The sequence below is a fragment of the Exiguobacterium sp. AT1b genome (assembly GCF_000023045.1).
Lineage (GTDB): Bacteria > Bacillota > Bacilli > Exiguobacteriales > Exiguobacteriaceae > Exiguobacterium.
Map to the genome: position 1 here is coordinate 1,692,501 of NC_012673.1, position 16,937 is coordinate 1,709,437.

The 16,937-nt window shown below is 47.3% G+C and carries 15 protein-coding genes (1 of these 15 only partly in view); 8 read left to right on the top strand and 7 right to left on the bottom strand.

Going from position 1 to position 16,937, the window contains the following annotated elements:
* From gyrA to dnaA, 6 genes are all read right to left on the bottom strand, one after another.
* On the bottom strand, positions 1-1,811 hold the 5' portion of the coding sequence (gyrA, locus tag EAT1B_RS08785) for a DNA gyrase subunit A (protein ID WP_015880210.1). The gene continues 757 nt to the left of window position 1, outside the view; only the first 1,811 of its 2,568 coding nucleotides appear in the window; its start codon is at positions 1,809-1,811; its stop codon lies beyond the left edge, outside the window.
* Positions 1,812-1,833: 22 nt separating this feature from the next.
* On the bottom strand, positions 1,834-3,762 hold the full coding sequence (gene gyrB / locus EAT1B_RS08790; protein WP_015880211.1) for a DNA topoisomerase (ATP-hydrolyzing) subunit B: 1,929 nt from the start codon (positions 3,760-3,762) through the stop codon (positions 1,834-1,836).
* Between the two features lie 49 nt (positions 3,763-3,811).
* Positions 3,812-4,930, bottom strand: coding sequence for a DNA replication/repair protein RecF (recF, locus tag EAT1B_RS08795; protein ID WP_015880212.1), 1,119 nt, complete (start codon positions 4,928-4,930; stop codon positions 3,812-3,814).
* Between the two features lies 1 nt (position 4,931).
* Positions 4,932-5,147: a S4 domain-containing protein YaaA gene (yaaA, locus tag EAT1B_RS08800; RefSeq protein WP_015880213.1), complete on the bottom strand. Its 216-nt coding sequence runs from the start codon at positions 5,145-5,147 to the stop codon at positions 4,932-4,934.
* 126 nt (positions 5,148-5,273) lie between these two features.
* Entirely contained in the window at positions 5,274-6,413 is a 1,140-nt protein-coding gene (gene dnaN / locus EAT1B_RS08805) for a DNA polymerase III subunit beta (RefSeq protein WP_015880214.1), read from the bottom strand.
* Between the two features lie 197 nt (positions 6,414-6,610).
* Entirely contained in the window at positions 6,611-7,990 is a 1,380-nt protein-coding gene (gene dnaA / locus EAT1B_RS08810) for a chromosomal replication initiator protein DnaA (RefSeq protein ID WP_015880215.1), read from the bottom strand.
* A gap of 764 nt (positions 7,991-8,754) precedes the next feature.
* On the opposite strand from dnaA, the gene rpmH reads away from it, so the two are divergent.
* The 4 genes from rpmH (at position 8,755) to EAT1B_RS08830 (ending at position 10,999) form a co-directional block, all read left to right on the top strand.
* On the top strand, positions 8,755-8,889 hold the full coding sequence (gene rpmH / locus EAT1B_RS08815) for a 50S ribosomal protein L34 (RefSeq protein WP_015880216.1): 135 nt from the start codon (positions 8,755-8,757) through the stop codon (positions 8,887-8,889).
* A gap of 154 nt (positions 8,890-9,043) precedes the next feature.
* Positions 9,044-9,388, top strand: coding sequence for a ribonuclease P protein component (gene rnpA / locus EAT1B_RS08820; RefSeq protein ID WP_015880217.1), 345 nt, complete (start codon positions 9,044-9,046; stop codon positions 9,386-9,388).
* A gap of 104 nt (positions 9,389-9,492) precedes the next feature.
* The gene (gene yidC / locus EAT1B_RS08825) at positions 9,493-10,353 is read left to right on the top strand and encodes a membrane protein insertase YidC (RefSeq protein ID WP_015880218.1); all 861 of its coding nucleotides are present in this window, start codon (positions 9,493-9,495) and stop codon (positions 10,351-10,353) included.
* Positions 10,354-10,453: 100 nt separating this feature from the next.
* Positions 10,454-10,999 carry an HdeD family acid-resistance protein gene (locus EAT1B_RS08830; RefSeq protein ID WP_015880219.1) on the top strand — a complete coding sequence of 182 codons (546 nt, stop codon included), beginning with the start codon at positions 10,454-10,456 and terminating at the stop codon, positions 10,997-10,999.
* Positions 11,000-11,011: 12 nt separating this feature from the next.
* Here EAT1B_RS08830 and EAT1B_RS08835 read toward each other — a convergent pair whose 3' ends face one another.
* Entirely contained in the window at positions 11,012-11,770 is a 759-nt protein-coding gene (locus EAT1B_RS08835) for a nucleotidyltransferase domain-containing protein (RefSeq protein ID WP_015880220.1), read from the bottom strand.
* Positions 11,771-11,941: 171 nt separating this feature from the next.
* On the opposite strand from EAT1B_RS08835, the gene mnmE reads away from it, so the two are divergent.
* The 4 genes from mnmE to noc all read left to right on the top strand — a co-directional run bounded on the left by mnmE (position 11,942) and on the right by noc (position 16,908).
* Positions 11,942-13,321, top strand: coding sequence for a tRNA uridine-5-carboxymethylaminomethyl(34) synthesis GTPase MnmE (gene mnmE, locus EAT1B_RS08840; RefSeq protein WP_015880221.1), 1,380 nt, complete (start codon positions 11,942-11,944; stop codon positions 13,319-13,321).
* A 15-nt stretch (positions 13,322-13,336) separates the two neighbouring features.
* Entirely contained in the window at positions 13,337-15,223 is a 1,887-nt protein-coding gene (gene mnmG / locus EAT1B_RS08845) for a tRNA uridine-5-carboxymethylaminomethyl(34) synthesis enzyme MnmG (RefSeq protein ID WP_015880222.1), read from the top strand.
* A 4-nt stretch (positions 15,224-15,227) separates the two neighbouring features.
* Positions 15,228-15,944 carry a 16S rRNA (guanine(527)-N(7))-methyltransferase RsmG gene (rsmG, locus tag EAT1B_RS08850; protein WP_015880223.1) on the top strand — a complete coding sequence of 239 codons (717 nt, stop codon included), beginning with the start codon at positions 15,228-15,230 and terminating at the stop codon, positions 15,942-15,944.
* 79 nt (positions 15,945-16,023) lie between these two features.
* Positions 16,024-16,908 (top strand): nucleoid occlusion protein, encoded by an 885-nt coding sequence (gene noc / locus EAT1B_RS08855; protein WP_015880224.1) that lies wholly within the window; start codon positions 16,024-16,026, stop codon positions 16,906-16,908.
* Positions 16,909-16,937: the final 29 nt, after the last annotated feature.

The window sequence follows — 16,937 nt, forward strand, 5'->3', positions numbered from 1 at the left end:
TTGAAATCGACCGGAATCATCGTTTCGACTTTTTCACCTTTGTCGATTTGAAGCAAGTTGATGATTGGCATCCCTTTCGCGGTACGGCTCATCTCAGGAATTTCGTATCCTTTGAGACGGAAGACGCGTCCGAAGTTGGTGAAGAACAGGATGGTGTCGTGTGTCGACGCGGAGAGCAGACGAAGCACAAAGTCTTCATCATTCGTTCCCATACCTTGTTTCCCACGTCCACCACGGCGCTGTGTCCGATATGAATCCGATGGGATCGACTTGATATATCCTTCGCTCGTGAGCGTAATCATCATGTCGCGAACTGGAATCAAATCTTCGTCCTCGAGTTCAACGATATCCGTACGAATCACCGTACGACGAGCATCACCATATCGCTCTTTGATTTCGATTAACTCGTTACGAATGATATCGAGGAGCAATTCTTCGTCTCCGAGAATCGCACGAAGTTCTTCGATTAACGCTTTCACTTCACGATATTCGCCTTCAATCTTCTCGCGTTCCAAACCAGTCAAGCGTTGGAGACGCATATCTAAGATGGCTTGCGTCTGTTCAGTCGAAAGTCCAAAGCGAGCAATCAACTTTTCACGAGCCTCGTCACCTGTACGCGTGCTACGGATGATGGCGATGACTTCATCCAAGTGATCCAAGGCAACACGAAGACCTTCTAAAATGTGGGCACGTGCTTCCGCTTTGTCTAAATCGAATTGCGTCCGACGACGCACGACCTCTTTTTGGTGTTCGATGTAGTAATAGATTGCTTGTTTGATGTTCAACGTTTTTGGACGACCGCCTACAAGCGCGAGCATGTTGACGCCGAACGTCGTTTGCATCGGTGTTTGCTTGTACAAGTTGTTCAAGATGACACTCGCATTCGCGTCGCGGCGAACTTCAATCACGATGCGCATCCCATTACGGTCTGATTCATCGCGTAAGTCCGTGATCCCCTCGATTTTCTTGTCGCGAACCAAATCGGCAATCTTCTCAACGAGACGCGCTTTGTTGACCTGGTAAGGAATCTCGTGCACGAGGATCCGTTCACGGCCATTTTTCAAGACCTCGATTTCAGCTTTCGCACGCATCGTAATCGATCCGCGTCCAGTTTCATATGCACGACGAATCCCACTACGTCCCAAAATCTCTCCCGCAGTCGGGAAATCAGGACCCGGGATATGTTGCATCAATTCTGCAATCGTGATGTCCGGGTTGTGAGAAAGCGCCAGTACACCATCGATGACCTCGTTCAAGTTATGAGGCGGAACGTTCGTCGCCATCCCAACGGCAATTCCGCTCGTCCCGTTCACAAGGAAGTTCGGGAAACGTGCCGGAAGTACGACCGGTTCTTTTTCTTCACCATCGAAGTTCGGTTGATAATCAATCGTGTTTTTTCCGATGTCTCGTACGAGTTCCATCGCAATTTTAGACATACGTGCCTCGGTATAACGCATCGCAGCGGCCGAGTCGCCATCGACTGAACCGAAGTTCCCGTGACCGTCGACTAATTCGTAGCGATAGCTGAAGTCCTGAGCCATGCGTACCATCGTCTCATAAACGGCTGAGTCACCGTGTGGGTGGTACTTACCGATGACGTCCCCGACGACACGCGCCGACTTCTTATGTGGCTTGTCCGCGCGAATACCTAGTTCGTTCATCGCATATAAAATACGACGGTGAACCGGCTTCAATCCATCTCGCACGTCCGGAAGGGCACGTGATACGATGACGCTCATCGCGTAGTCCATGAACGACGTTCGCATCTCCTGGCTAATATTTATATCCTTGATATTTTCTTGTTCTGCCATTCGTTATTGCCTACCCTTCTTATTAAATATCGAGGTTCTTCACGTAATGGGCGTGAGATTGAATAAAGTCACGGCGTGGTTCGACGTTGTCACCCATGAGCGTTTCGAAGATTTCATCCGCTTCGATCGCATCTTGAAGATCGACACGAAGCATCGAACGCGTTTCCGGGTTCATCGTCGTATTCCATAACTGTTCAGGATCCATCTCTCCGAGACCCTTGTAACGTTGAACGCTATAACGTGCATTTTCAGGAAGTTGTGCAATCGCCGCCTGCAACTCCCGGTCGTTTTGAACGTAGATGGTTTCTTTCCCGTGCTTCACACCATAGAGTGGTGGTTGCGCGATATAGACATATCCACTTTCAACGAGTGGGCGCATGTAACGATAGAAGAACGTCAACAACAACGTCCGAATGTGCGCACCATCGACATCGGCATCGGTCATGATGATGAGTTTGTGATAGCGTGCTTTCGATAAGTCAAACTCATCGGCAATCCCTGTTCCGAGAGCCGTGATGATGGTCCGGACTTCTTGGTTGGCCAAAATCTTATCAAGACGTGCTTTCTCAACGTTGATGATTTTCCCTCGAATCGGAAGGATGGCTTGGAAGTGACGATCACGTCCAGATTTCGCAGAACCTCCCGCCGAGTCACCCTCAACGATGTATAGTTCAGATTTCGATGCATCTTTTGACGAACAGTCTGCCAATTTCCCTGGCAATGAACTGACTTCGAGAATCCCTTTACGACGTGTCATCTCGCGTGCACGTTTCGCAGCAAGGCGCGCACGTGCCGCCATCAAGCCTTTGTCGACGATGAGGCGACCGACCGATGGGTTCTCGAGCAGGAACTGTTCGAACGTGTCGCTGAACAACGTATCGGTTGCCGTACGCGCATCGGCATTCCCGAGTTTCGTCTTCGTCTGTCCTTCAAACTGGGGAGCCGGGTGCTTGACGGAAACAATCGCCGTCAACCCTTCACGGACATCATCACCAGACAGGCTGCCGTCGGCTTCTTTCATCAAACCAAACCGTTTTGCATAGTCGTTGATTGAACGAGTGAGTGCCGTCTTAAATCCTGTCTCGTGCGTCCCACCTTCATGCGTCGGAATGTTGTTCGTAAATGAGTAAATGTTACTTGCGAAACCTTCGTTGTATTGAAGCGCAATCTCGACTTCGATTCCGTCTTTCGTCCCGTGTACGTACACAGGCTCTTCATGAATCGACGCTTTTGACCGGTTCAAATGCTCGACATAAGACTTGATTCCGCCCTCATAGTGATAGTTCCGTTCAATCGTCTCGTCATTACGATCATCTTTAGCCACGATTCGTAACCCTTTGTTCAAGAAGGCGAGTTCACGTAAGCGTGTCGCTAACAGATCAAAGTCATATTCGAGTGTCTCTTGGAAGATGTCCCCGTCTGGGAAGAAACGGACCGTCGTCCCTGTCGTGTCGGTCGTCCCGACGATTTCGAGTTCACCTTGTGGAACACCACGTTTGAACGATTGGTAATATACGTTTCCATCGCGACGAACGAACACTTCAAGTTTCGTCGATAAGGCGTTAACAACCGACGCCCCGACACCGTGAAGACCACCTGATACTTTGTATCCGCCACCGCCGAACTTACCACCTGCGTGAAGCACCGTGAAAATAACTTCAACGGCAGGTCGACCTGTTTTCTTTTGAACGTCGACCGGAATCCCACGTCCGTTGTCTTCAACAACGATCGAGTTCCCTGGCTCGACCGTCACTGTGATCGTGTCACAATAACCAGCGAGCGCCTCATCGATTGAGTTATCGACAATCTCCCATACTAAATGGTGGAGACCGCGAGAGCTTGTGGAACCGATATACATCCCTGGACGTTTACGGACAGCCTCTAGCCCCTCAAGGACTTGAATCTGGTCGGCGCCGTACGCTTGCAATTCTTTTTCATTTTCATTACTCATCGGTTATTTTCACCTACTATACATGATTTGGTGTTCCCTCTTGCCACGATTACACAGACTCCGTTTCAACCTCACCTTGTTTCACGTGAAACACTTTAGCTTGTTGAATGGTCTCATGTGCAATCCCGTCAATGTTTGTTGTAGTCAAAATCGTTTGTACTTTCCGTCCCATCGTATCGAGGAGATGGGTTTGGCGATGATCGTCAAGCTCAGATAACACATCGTCTAATAACAACAGAGGATATTCGCCTACTTCTTCATGAATCAATTCAATCTCAGCTAGCTTCAATGACAAGGCCGCCGTTCGTTGCTGACCTTGTGAACCGAACGTTTGAACGTTTCGATTGTTGACATACAATTCAAAATCGTCACGATGCGGACCGAACAAGGTCACACCTCTTCGTCGTTCGTTCTCTCTTATTTTATCAAACTTTTGACGATACGTTTCAAACATCTGTTCTTTTGAGAAGCGTTCTTTTTGGAACGTGTCAGAAACGTATTGAATCGTCAGTGTTTCGAGATCTCTCGTGATTCCGGAATGGATGGGATTGGCCCATTTTTCGAGCTGGTCGATGAAGTGATAGCGTCGCATCACGATTTTTACGGCAAGTTCAATCAATTGGTCCGTCAATACTTCGAGTAACGTCTCGTCGCCACCTTTTGTGGATAACTGCTTCAACAAGGCATTCCGTTGTTTCAACGTCTTCAAGTATTGATTGAGCTCGTGTAAGTACACGGGACTGACCTGACCGATTTCCATATCTAAAAATCGCCGTCTCCCTTGCGGACTGCCTTTGACGATGGCTAAGTCTTCAGGGGCGAACAAGACGACGTTAAATGCGCCGACATAGTCACTGAGACGACGTTGTTCCAAATGATTGAGCTTTGCTTTCTTGCCTTTAGGAGAAAAAGAGAGACTCTGCACCGATTCACCCGTTCGTTTATGAATCCGGCCTTCGATACTCGCAGCATCAGCTTCCCAACCGATTAACTCACGGTCTTGTGTCGTCCGATGCGATTTTGCGAGCGCAAGTACGTAAATCGATTCGAGAAGATTCGTTTTTCCTTGGGCGTTCTCACCAATCAGAACATTCGTCTGTTCTGAAAAATCTAGCTCGAGGGTTTCGTAGTTGCGATAGTTTTGCAATCGGATCGACTTTAAATGCACGTCAGTTTCCCTCGATTTGATATTCCCCGAAGCCTTCGACTTCGATTGTATCTCCATCTCTTAATTTACGACCACGGCGTTGGTCCTGCTCACCGTTCACTTTAATCATGACATCCTCTAAAAAGAACTTTGCCTGTCCCCCACTGGAGATGATATCTGCTAATTTTAAAAATTGTCCGAGTGTTACATACTCGGTTGTAATCGACACTTTTTCCATGTCGTCACTTCCTTTCTCACATGCTGATCTGAAAAAATCGCCATACATATTAGTTTATCGAAAATCGTCGAATAAGGCAAAAAGAGGGATGACAAGGCAAGACACCTCATCATCCCTATCCGCAGCTTACGATGTGCGGACTGGCAAAATCAGTTGAAGAACACTATCTTGTTCAACCGGTCGTAAAATGAACGGTCGCATCGAACCCGTGAACTGGATTTCGATTTCAGATGCATCGAGTGCGCGGAGCGCGTCCATCACGAATTTTGAGTTGAAGGAAATTTTTAGTTCTTCTCCTTCAAGCGACAGGATGCTGACACGTTCTGATACTTTTCCGACTTCAGGCGAGTGAGAAGAGACTTCAACTGCTGTTTTATCTTCCGCCACGAATTTAATGACGTTGTTGCGATCGGCACGTGCTAAGAGCGATGCACGATCAATGGCCTGCAAGAATTCTTTCGCATTCATTCGAACCGCTGTGCGATATTCTTCCGGAATGAGACGTGACGTGTCTGGGTAGGCACCGTCTAACAAACGAGAGAAGAATGAGATGTTTTTCATACGGAATAAAATTTGTTGGTCTGTTAAGACGATTTCGATCGGCAACTCTTCGCGGTCGAGTAATTTAGCGAGTTCGTTGAGTGAGCGACCAGGAACGACGACATTTTGGAACGTCAAATCGTTATCTGTCTCAAAACGCGCCCGACGAAGCGCCAGACGGTGGCTATCGGTTGCGACACATGTAAGGAAGCCCTTCTCTGCTGAGAAGTTAACCCCTGTCAATACGGGACGTGTCTCTTGTGAAGAAACAGCAAAGCTTGTCTGACGGATGATCGTCTTCAATAGATCAGCCGGCAAATAGAAGCGACGATCACTCGCAAGTTCAGGTAGGCGTGGATATTCATCCGGGTCGAGACCGTTTAAATGGAACTCTGCCTGACCAGACTCAATGCGCGTCATGAAGTTCGGTGAAACTTCGAGTGTGACCTCGTTCGTCGGTAACTTCTTCACGATTTCTCCTAAGAAGCGTGCGTTCAACACGACGCTTCCAGCACGTTGAATTTGAATGAGTTCCATTCCACCCTCTTCGATTGGAATCAAGCGTTCAATCGAAATCTCGGTATCACTTCCTGTCAGTGTTAAGCCATCCGCATGTGCCTCAAGTTTCAAGCCTGTCAAAATTGGAATGGTCGTTCGTGAAGCCACAGCTTTTGATACGTCTTGTACGGCTTGCATGAATACATCTCGTTGAATCGTTAAATGCATGTGGATAATTCCTCCTAAGGTGAAATGAGTCCATTTCTTAATAATAATAATAGTATTAATTAAGTCATAATAGTAATAAGGGCTGTGGATACTGGGGATAAGTCCCCTAAGACATACGTATTAAGCCATTTCGCCTGTGAATAACTTGTGGATAACTAGGGTGGTTTATCCACAGGATATCCACAGAGAATCCTTCATTAGTTAGAAAGTGCCTTCTTCAACGTTTGAATCGTCTCTTGCATTTCCACATCGTTCTTTAGAAGGGTGCTAATTTTCTCATGCGCGTGAATCACGGTCGTATGATCACGCCCTCCGAACTCTTCCCCGATTTTTGGCAAGGAACTCTCCGTCATCTCCCGCGAGAGATACATTGCGATTTGACGTGGGAATGCCAACGTCTTGGTTCGCTTTTTCGAGTTCAATTCTTCTACTTGAATGTTGAAGTGTTGACCGACAACTTCTTGAATGTCGCGAATGACAATTTTCTTCGCTTCCTGGACAGGCATGATATTATGAAGCGCTTCGGCTGCCACGTCCGGGTCGATTGGTCGCCCGACAAGTTTTGCATAAGCGACGACTCGTGTCAGCGCCCCTTCTAGTTCCCGAATGTTCGTATCGATTTGATTCGCGATATACAGCATGACTTCATTCGAGATATCAAGCCCTTCCGCCGTCGCTTTTTTGCGGAGAATCGCAATTCGCGTCTCAAGGTCCGGTGGCGTGATGTCTGTGATTAAGCCCCACTCGAAGCGTGAACGAAGTCGATCTTCTAGCGTCGGGATTTCTTTTGGTGGTCGATCACTCGAAATCACGATTTGTTTCTGATCGTTGTGCAACGCATTGAATGTGTGGAAAAACTCTTCTTGGGTTTGTTCTTTCCCTGCTAAAAACTGAATATCATCAATCAATAGTACATCAATGTTTCGATAACGGTTCCGAAACTCACCGGTCTTATTATCCCGAATCGAATTGATAAATTCATTTGTGAACTTCTCAGAAGAGACATAGGCAATGCGAGCCCCCGGTTTTTGACCTTTTACATAATGACCAATCGCATGCATCAAATGTGTTTTACCAAGTCCAACGCCTCCGTAAATGAAGAGCGGGTTATAGGCGCGTGCAGGTGCTTCAGCGACAGCAAGTGATGCGGCGTGGGCAAAACGGTTCCCCGATCCGATGACAAACGTCTCGAAAATGTATTTGTCATTCAGTTGACCAAGATCCCCTTCCTCTTTTGAAGGTAATAGCACGGGCTGTTCTTTTGTTTCTGTCACGGCGATGGACTCATTTGACGATCCATCCGCTGGAGCATACTTGTGTGCTTGAGATTCCTCGATGAAATGAATTTCAAGCTTGTTGTTTGTGATCTCTTCAACCGTATCTTGTAACAGAGAGAGATACTGTCGCTCTAACCACGTGACGATAAAACTGGCGGGTGCCGACACAACGAGCGTCGTTCCCATCAACGATATCCCCTCGGTTGATTTTAACCACATGTCAAAACTGGCTTTTGGAGTTCGTTCTTCTTCCTCGATTACCGATAAGACATTTCTCCAAATCTCGCGAGCATTCTTCAATGAAAGACCTCCTTTACTCACATGTTGGGTAAAACTTATTCACACGATATACACATACACTATTCTATAGTAGAAACTAGGGTTATCCCCAGAGAACAAAAACTGTGGATAAAGTTATCCACATGGTGTTCATTATGGGGATAACACTTATCCACAGCCTGTGTATATCTTGGAATCACGAATTGTTCATCCACAAGTTTGTGCACATTCAGTTTAGCAAAATAAAATAGACGTGGCAATGCTTTTCGGTATTTATCCACAGATAAAGAAAAGTATCCACACCCACTTATCCACATGCTGTGTGTTTTGTGGATAAACTGTGGATATATTGTGGATAAAGCAATAATGATGGAGTGTTTAGTGAAAAAGTTATACACAAAAGAGGAAGAAGTGAAATGAAAGATTGTTTTTGTAAAAGAAGAAAACGAAAAAATTAAGAATGAGAATGTGAAAAAAGAGGAGTTATTCACATATAAATGTGGATAACTTCGAGATTTTGTGGATAAAATGGCTCAACATGGCTATTTATAAAGATCGTTTATAAAATACGTAAAGGTTGTGTATACATTCTTCGCCCTACTCGTCCTGTGGGTACGATCGAATCCATGTGGATGAATGCTTTCTGAGCGCCTCGTAATACGAATTCGAAAACCATCCGAAAATACATTGACAATTGTTGAATCGATTTATATAATCTTAAAGACTGCCTTAAATGAAACTATAACTTGCTAATAGAGCGTTAATCTTGAGGAGGTGCTGTAACCATGAAACCAACTTTCAACCCTAACAACCGTAAGCGTAAGAAAGTTCACGGATTCCGTGCACGCATGGCGACTAAAAACGGTCGCAACATTCTTGCTGCTCGTCGTCGTAAAGGCCGTAAAGCCTTGACTGTATAATTTCGAATGAAGATTGCCCGGGGATCCTTTCCTCGGGCAATTTTTTAGTTTGTCACAGAAACGTAGTATTTCATGGATTCTCCCTCGTTCAAATGATGTGGATATGATATGATGTTAGTTGACGATTTTTGAAGCGAAGGATGGAGTGAGAATTTTGAAAAAAGAATACCGCCTGCAAAAGAATGAAGAGTTCCAAGCGGTGTTTCGCGAAGGACGCTCCGTGGCCAATCGTCAGTTTGTCGTCTACACGCTCAAAGCGGATCAAACGCATTTCAGAGTGGGTCTTTCCGTCAGTAAGAAACTTGGAAATGCTGTGGAACGGAACCGGATGAAACGATTGATGCGTGAGTCGCTTCGCTTGCTCGAACCAAACGTTGCACCGAATGATTATGTCATCATCGCTCGAAAACCTGCGACCGCATTGACGCAGTCGGAAGTGACCGAGAGTTTAAAACACGTATTCAAACGGGCCAAGGTTTGGCAAAAGCAGGGCCGGTGACCATGACAATCTGAATTTGTTCTCTCATATAATTAGAGTCTGATAAGATTGCCCGATCGACGTGTGCGTTAAAAAGAATTGATAAAGAAAGCGTAGGAGGAACTATGAGCAAAAAGCTAAAATTAGGATTACTCGCTGCCATGACCGCGGTCATCATGCTGATGGCAGGCTGTGTGGATCCGTCTACCATCCAAGCCGAACCAGTAACGGCTGACACAGAAGGTTTCTGGGCGAAGTACTTTGTATGGCCGCTCGCATGGCTTTTGAAGGAAGTTGCTTACTTGGTCGGTGGCCCGTGGCAATACGGGATTTCAATCATCATCGCGACGATTATCGTCCGGTTATTGATTCTCCCACTCATGATCAAGCAGACGAAGAGTATGGGTGCGATGCAAGTGTTGCAACCAGAAATGCTGAAGCTTCGTGAAAAGTACAGCTCAAAAGACCAGGAAACACAACGTAAACTCCAAGAAGAGATGATGAAGCTTTATCAGGAATACCAAATCAACCCGCTCGCGGGATGTTTGCCGATCTTGATTCAAATGCCGATTCTCTTCGCATTCTATGATGCGATTCGCCGTACACCTGAGATTTTCGAAGCGAACTTCTTATGGTTCGACCTCGGTGCTCCGGATCCAACGTTCGTCTTGCCGATCTTAGCGGCAATCTTGACGTTCGCACAACAAAAAATCTCAATGGCGGGTCAAGAACAGAACCCGCAGTTGAAGATGATGCTTTATATCTTCCCGGTTATGATCTTCGTCATGTCGATCAACCTCCCAGCTGCCCTTTCGTTATACTGGGTAGTCGGTTATATCATCTCGATCATCGTCACGATGGCAATCATGCTCCCAATGCGTGAGAAGATGAAGGTTGCGGCTGAAGCGAAAATCGCTGCGAAAGAAGCAGAGCGTGCAGCGCTTGCTGAAGAAGAAAAGAAAAATAAAAAGAAAAAGCGTAAATAATCGCTAAGCTGAGTGTCTTCTGACGCTCAGCTTTTTTGTGGGATTGCAAGCCGGTCAGAGGGGAATAGAGATAGAAACGAGTAAACGGAGGTGTGGAAAAATGGAGGCATTCATTCAGCGTTTGGAACGTTCGACGTTATGGCAAGCGGTCATTTATTTTGTACTTGGTGTTCTCATTTTGTTATATCCTCGATTTTTCTTTGATGTCATGGTGTATGTCATTGCCGGTTATTTAGCAATCATGGGGATTTGGATGATTTTTCAAGGGTTGCGTCGACGTCAGGGAGGGTTGCCACCCACTTTCTTTATGGGTCTCATCTATTTGATTTTGGCAGCGGTCGTCTTCTTCTTCGCGGAGACGCTAGCTAGTCTTCTCCCGATTTTGATCGGAGCCTTGTTCTTATTCGGTGGAATCATCCGTCTGATTCAGGCACTCGGTTACCGTCAATCGATGTCGGGACGATGGCTCTGGTTTTTGATTGGAAGTCTATTGTGGATAGGTGTCGGGATTCTCATGTTGACGAATCCATTCAGTAGCCTGCTCGTGCTATTCCAATTGTTCGGTGGAATCCTCATCGCGATCGCGGTACTAGAATTGTTCCTCTACTTCGCGATTCGCTCGACGAAACGGCAAGCGAGATACTAAAAACAAGCCGCCCTATATGCCAGGGCGGCTTGTTTCTCGTTGAATCAACTGTTCCATGAACGGTCCGAACACGTTGTAGCCAGATAGTGATGCGAAAAAAGGTTGCTCTGCCTGAAGTCGCTCCAGATAGATATGGGCGGCTTTTTCATGAGTGGTGGGAGTCAATTGATCATAAAATGGATGTAGGTCGATTTCTTGCCGTTGTGTCACATCTTTTAAACCGAGGGAAGCCCGGTCCGGTGTGTGGTGAGCGGCTAACACATATGCGAAATGAACCATTCCTTGCCGGAGCATCTCCGTTGCCCACATCGCGTTGCCTCGATTGCGTGATTTTGTATATTGGAAAAAGAACCACACGGTATCGAACGCATGGTCACTGATTGCCGCTTCGTCTAATTGTAAGGAAGTGACGTGTCTAGCAAGTCGCTGTTGTGGGTCGTAGATCACATGAATCGAGTCTTGATGATTCAACGTCTCTTGCGTGACCGTGAACAGGTCGAGGTGAAGAAAATCATCAAAGACGGCGATGAGTTGTGGCGCGACGATGTGAATCTCGTCTTTTAACAGAATCGGACGATAGGCGGTTACATGCTCGAGGCGTCTGGATAGAAAGGAGGCCTCCTCATCGGGGTGCACCATGACATAGAGGTCGATATCGGAATGTTCATCGGCTTCTCCCCGACCGAATGAGCCCTTCATAAAAATCGCTTGAACCGCTTCGTCGTGCTTTAATCGATCGGTGATGATTCGGATTGCGTCTTGTTGGTTCATAATAGATGCCCTCTCTCCTATGTAAATATATTCCTTTATTGTACGAAAACGATGAGTCGAATGGCAATGACTTGATCGATGGGCCAACTCTTTCGTTCAAGTCGAATATCGTGTATAGTAGGTTCGTTATGCATATGATAGAAGAAGATGTTTAGGTTTGGAGGGAGAAAGATGCTAGAGTTTGACACGATTACAGCGATTTCGACGCCGATGGGTGAAGGTGCCATCGGGATCGTCCGATTATCGGGCGATTTGGCGGTCGAAACGGTGAACAATGTGTTTTCTGGAAAAGACTTAACAACAGTCGATTCACATACGATTCATTATGGAACGTTAAAATATCCTGATACGGGCGAAATCGTCGATGAAGTTATGGTCAGTATTATGCGCGCACCGAAGACGTTTACACGAGAAGATGTCGTCGAGATCAATTGTCACGGAGGCGTCGTGGCGGTCAATCGTGTCCTTGAGCTCATTCTCGATCAACCCGACATCCGTTTGGCAGAACCGGGCGAGTTCACGAAGCGCGCCTTTTTAAATGGCCGAATCGATTTATCTCAGGCGGAAGCGGTCATGGATTTGATTCGCGCGAAGACGGACCGGGCCATGAACGTTGCGATGGCGCAAATGGAAGGACGTTTGTCACGCCTCGTTCGCGAGTTACGTCAACAGTTGCTCGAGACGATTGCGGCGGTCGAGGTCAACATCGACTATCCAGAGTATGACGCAGAAGAGATGACCCAGGCCATCGTCGAAGAGAAAGCGGGCGAGGTCAAGCGTGTCCTCGAGCAGTTACTCGAGACAGCGCGACAAGGGAAAATCTTACGTGAAGGCTTGGCTACAGCAATCATCGGTCGACCGAACGTCGGTAAATCTTCTCTGATGAATACGCTCGTTCAAGAGACGAAAGCAATCGTCACCGAAATTGCCGGGACAACACGTGACACGATTGAGGAGTACGTCAATGTGAAAGGTGTTCCGCTCAAATTGATCGACACGGCAGGGATTCGCGAAACGGAAGATATCGTGGAACGAATCGGTGTGGAAAAGTCGAGAAAAGCGTTAGAGGCGGCAGATTTGGTCCTTCTCGTCTTGAACGGACACGAGGGATTGACTGTCGAGGATGAGGCGTTATTTGAGGCAGTAAAAGGTATGAATGCCATCATCATCATCAACAAGACGGACTTGCCACAAAACATGGATTCTTCTAAGCTAGAGAAACTAGCGGCAGGACGTCCGATTGTGGCGACATCGCTCTTACTAGATGAAGGAATCGATGCCCTTGAAGCGGCCATCGCAAATCTCTTCTTCGCAAAAGGGGTCGAGTCACAAGATATGACGTATATCTCAAACGCTCGACACATTCAATTAATCAAACGAACGATTGGTCAAATTGATGAGGCGCTCGGGAGTGCCGTCATGAATATGCCGATCGATATGGTTCAGATCGATTTACGTCGTGCGTGGGATACGCTCGGTGAAATCAATGGAGATACCGTACAGGAGAGCTTGATTGATCAGCTCTTTTCACAGTTTTGTCTTGGGAAATAATAAGGAGGAACGAATATGGCTTATACGGCAGGCGAATTTGACGTCATCGTCATCGGGGCCGGACACGCAGGGATTGAAGCAGCACTTGCATCGGCTCGCATGGGCGCGAAAACAGCGATGCTCACCATGAACCCCGATATGGTCGGGTTCATGTATTGCAACCCATCAATCGGTGGGCCGGCGAAAGGAATCGTCGTACGTGAAATCGATGCGCTCGGTGGCGAGATGGGGCGCGCGATTGACGCGACTTACATCCAAATGAAGATGCTCAACACATCGAAAGGTCCGGCGGTACGTGCATTACGTGCACAGGCGGACAAATTCCAATACCAAAATCACATGAAGAAAGTGCTAGAAGACGAACCGAATCTACTGCTTCGTCAGGCGCTAGTCGAACGCTTGTTGATTGAGGATGGAGAAGTACGTGGCGTGGTAACGAACACAGGTTCAGAATATCGCGCGAAAGCGGTCATCGTTACAACGGGAACGTTCATGCGCGGTCAAATCATCATCGGTGAATTGGCATATGAAAGTGGCCCGAACAACCAAATGCCTTCGGTCGAGTTATCGAAGCATCTAGAAGAGCTCGGTCTCGACTTAGTTCGATTCAAAACGGGAACACCGCCACGAATCGACGGCAAGACAATCGATTACTCGAAGACGGAGATTCAACCAGGAGACGAGAATCCATCATTCTTCTCGTACACCTCGACGGATTTGAATCCGATCGAACAAATCCCATGCTGGCTCACGTACACGAGTGAGCGCACGCACCAATTGATTGATGAGAACTTGCATCGCTCACCGATGTACTCGGGTGCGATTAAAGGAACGGGACCACGTTATTGCCCATCGATTGAAGATAAGGTCGTTCGCTTTAATGATAAACCGCGTCACCAAATCTTCTTGGAGCCAGAAGGTCGCGATACAGAAGAAATCTATGTTCAAGGCTTCTCAACGAGTATGCCAGAAGACGTGCAACATCAGATGCTTCGCACAATCCCAGGTCTTGAAAATTCAGAGATGATGCGTCCCGGTTATGCCATCGAGTACGATGCAGTCGTACCGACACAGCTTTGGCCAACGCTCGAAACAAAAGCAGTCCCTGGCCTTTTCACAGCGGGACAAATCAACGGGACGAGCGGGTACGAAGAAGCGGCTGGACAGGGCATCATGGCGGGAATCAACGCCGCATGCAAAGTGCTCGGAAAAGATCCGGTCATCTTGGACCGTTCGCAAGCGTACATCGGCGTCTTAATCGATGACCTCGTGACGAAAGGGACGAACGAACCGTATCGCCTTCTCACATCACGTGCCGAATACCGTCTTTTGTTGCGTCATGACAATGCGGACTTGCGACTCAGCGACATCGGGTATGAGATCGGCTTACTTTCAGAAGATCGTCACACTCACCTCAACGAGAAGCGTGTAGCGATTGAAAAAGAAGTGAAGCGACTTGCGTCACTTGTCGTCAAACCGACACCTGAAGTCAATGCGATGCTCGAATCGGTCGGTGCGCACCCGCTTAAAGAAGCGACGCATGCCAACATCTTGTTGAAACGTCCGGAAGTATCTTATGAAGCACTCATGACGGTCGTTCCGTCAACGGAAGAATTGTCGTATGAAGTGAAAGAGCAAGTCGAGATTCAAGTGAAGTATGAAGGTTATATTTCCAAACAGCTTGAACAAGTCGAGAAGATGCGTCGCATGGAAGAAAAACGAATCCCGGAAAACTTGGATTACGATGCGATCGGTGGTCTCGCGACAGAAGCGAAACAAAAACTAAAACAAGTTCGTCCTCTTTCGATCGGTCAAGCGTCTCGTATCTCAGGCGTAAACCCAGCAGACGTGTCAATCTTGCTCGTCTATATCGAACAAGGACAATACGCAACGGTGGAGTGAAACGATGAACGAATCTCAATTTATTGAAGCGTTACGAGCTGAAGGGTTTGAACTGAGTGAGACACAACTCAGTCAGTTCAAACGTTACTTCGAAATGCTCGTCGAATGGAACGAAAAAATGAACTTAACGGCCATCACGGACCGGGAAGAAGTATATTTGAAGCACTTCTATGATTCGCTCAGCGCAGCGTTTCATTTCGATTTCACGAAAGTCGAAACCGTATGTGATGTCGGGGCAGGAGCGGGATTCCCGAGTCTTCCGCTCAAAATTTTATTCCCACACTTACACGTCACGATCATCGATTCGTTAAACAAACGCATCACCTTCTTGAACGAATTGGCCCTCGCCCTCGGGCTCGAAGGTGTCGCGTTCCATCATGGTCGCGCTGAAGAGTTCGGGAAAAATAAAAAGTTCCGCGAACAGTTTGACGTCGTCACAGCGCGTGCGGTTGCCCGCATGACCGTGTTGGCGGAATACTGTTTGCCTCTCGCGAAAGTAGGCGGAAGCTTCGTCGCGCTTAAAGCAGCCAAGGTTTCTGACGAGATGGCAGACGCCAAAAACGCTTTAGCCGTTCTAGGTGGAAAAGAAAAAGCGACACACCAGTTCCTATTGCCAGGAGAGATGAGTGAGCGTAATATCGTAGTTGTAGATAAACTACGAAAAACGCCCGGGAAATATCCGCGTAAAGCGGGGACACCGGCGAAAGAGCCACTTATCTGATGATGTCGTTTCACGTGAAACAAAAGCAGATTCCAGTGGTGGAGTCTGCTTATTTTTTTACATAAAGGGGTGCCCGACGTTGAAGAATAGATTTGCGAAATTGTTCGGTGTGAATCGAAAAGACGAAGTTGCCGTGACGCAGATTGCGGAAGTTCGAGCGGATGACACGGTACAAGAACTCTCATTGTCACGGTTGCGTCCCAACCGTTATCAACCGCGTAAAGTGTTCGAACCGGCAAAAATTGAAGAGTTGGCAACGACGATTTCGGAACATGGACTCCTTCAACCAATCGTGGTTCGAAAGGCAGATGGGGACTGCTATGAAATCATTGCCGGAGAGCGTCGTTTCCGTGCCGTGAAATCGCTTGGCTGGTCAGCAATTCCGGCAATCGTTCGTGATATGGACGATGATACGACGGCTGCACTCGCCTTGATTGAAAACTTGCAGCGTGAGCAGTTAAGCCCGATTGAAGAGGCGGAAGCCTATGATCGTTTACTCGCCTTGAACGGCTTGACGCAAGATGCCCTCGCGAAAAGTCTAGGCAAGAGTCAATCTACGATTGCCAATAAGTTGCGTTTGTTAAAATTGCCGGAGGATGTGAAGCAGTCGCTTCGCGATCGTCGGATCAATGAACGACATGCACGTGCGTTGTTACCGCTAAAGGAAGAAGGATTGCAGCTTCAAGTGCTCGCGGAAGTGTTAGAACAGGATTTCAACGTCAAGGAGACGGAAGAACGCGTCGCCTTTTTAACAACACCGATCGAAGAAGAGAAGCGAAAGCCGAAAAAACAACGTCGTCGGACGAAAAGTTTTGCGCGCGACACGCGAATCGCCATCAATACGATTCGTGACTCAATCGATTTGATTGGGAAAACAGGGATTGACGTCCAAACTGAAGAAGTAGACGAAGAGGAATTTGTTGAAATTCGAATTCGCATCCCGAAAGCGCGGCCTCAAAAATGAGTCCGTGCTTTTTTATACGATGAAGGAGG

Excerpts from the sequence above, each read along its gene's own strand:
- gyrB (WP_015880211.1), bottom strand. The coding sequence starts at position 3,762 with ATGAGTAATGAAAATGAAAAAGAATTGCAAGCGTACGGCGCCGACCAG.
- yaaA (WP_015880213.1), bottom strand. The coding sequence starts at position 5,147 with ATGGAAAAAGTGTCGATTACAACCGAGTATGTAACACTCGGACAATTT.
- dnaN (WP_015880214.1), bottom strand. The coding sequence starts at position 6,413 with ATGCATTTAACGATTCAACGAGATGTATTCATGCAAGCCGTACAAGAC.
- rpmH (WP_015880216.1), top strand. The coding sequence starts at position 8,755 with ATGAAACCAACTTTCAACCCTAACAACCGTAAGCGTAAGAAAGTTCAC.
- yidC (WP_015880218.1), top strand. The coding sequence starts at position 9,493 with ATGAGCAAAAAGCTAAAATTAGGATTACTCGCTGCCATGACCGCGGTC.
- EAT1B_RS08830 (WP_015880219.1), top strand. The coding sequence starts at position 10,454 with ATGGAGGCATTCATTCAGCGTTTGGAACGTTCGACGTTATGGCAAGCG.
- EAT1B_RS08835 (WP_015880220.1), bottom strand. The coding sequence starts at position 11,770 with ATGAACCAACAAGACGCAATCCGAATCATCACCGATCGATTAAAGCAC.
- mnmE (WP_015880221.1), top strand. The coding sequence starts at position 11,942 with ATGCTAGAGTTTGACACGATTACAGCGATTTCGACGCCGATGGGTGAA.
- mnmG (WP_015880222.1), top strand. The coding sequence starts at position 13,337 with ATGGCTTATACGGCAGGCGAATTTGACGTCATCGTCATCGGGGCCGGA.
- rsmG (WP_015880223.1), top strand. The coding sequence starts at position 15,228 with ATGAACGAATCTCAATTTATTGAAGCGTTACGAGCTGAAGGGTTTGAA.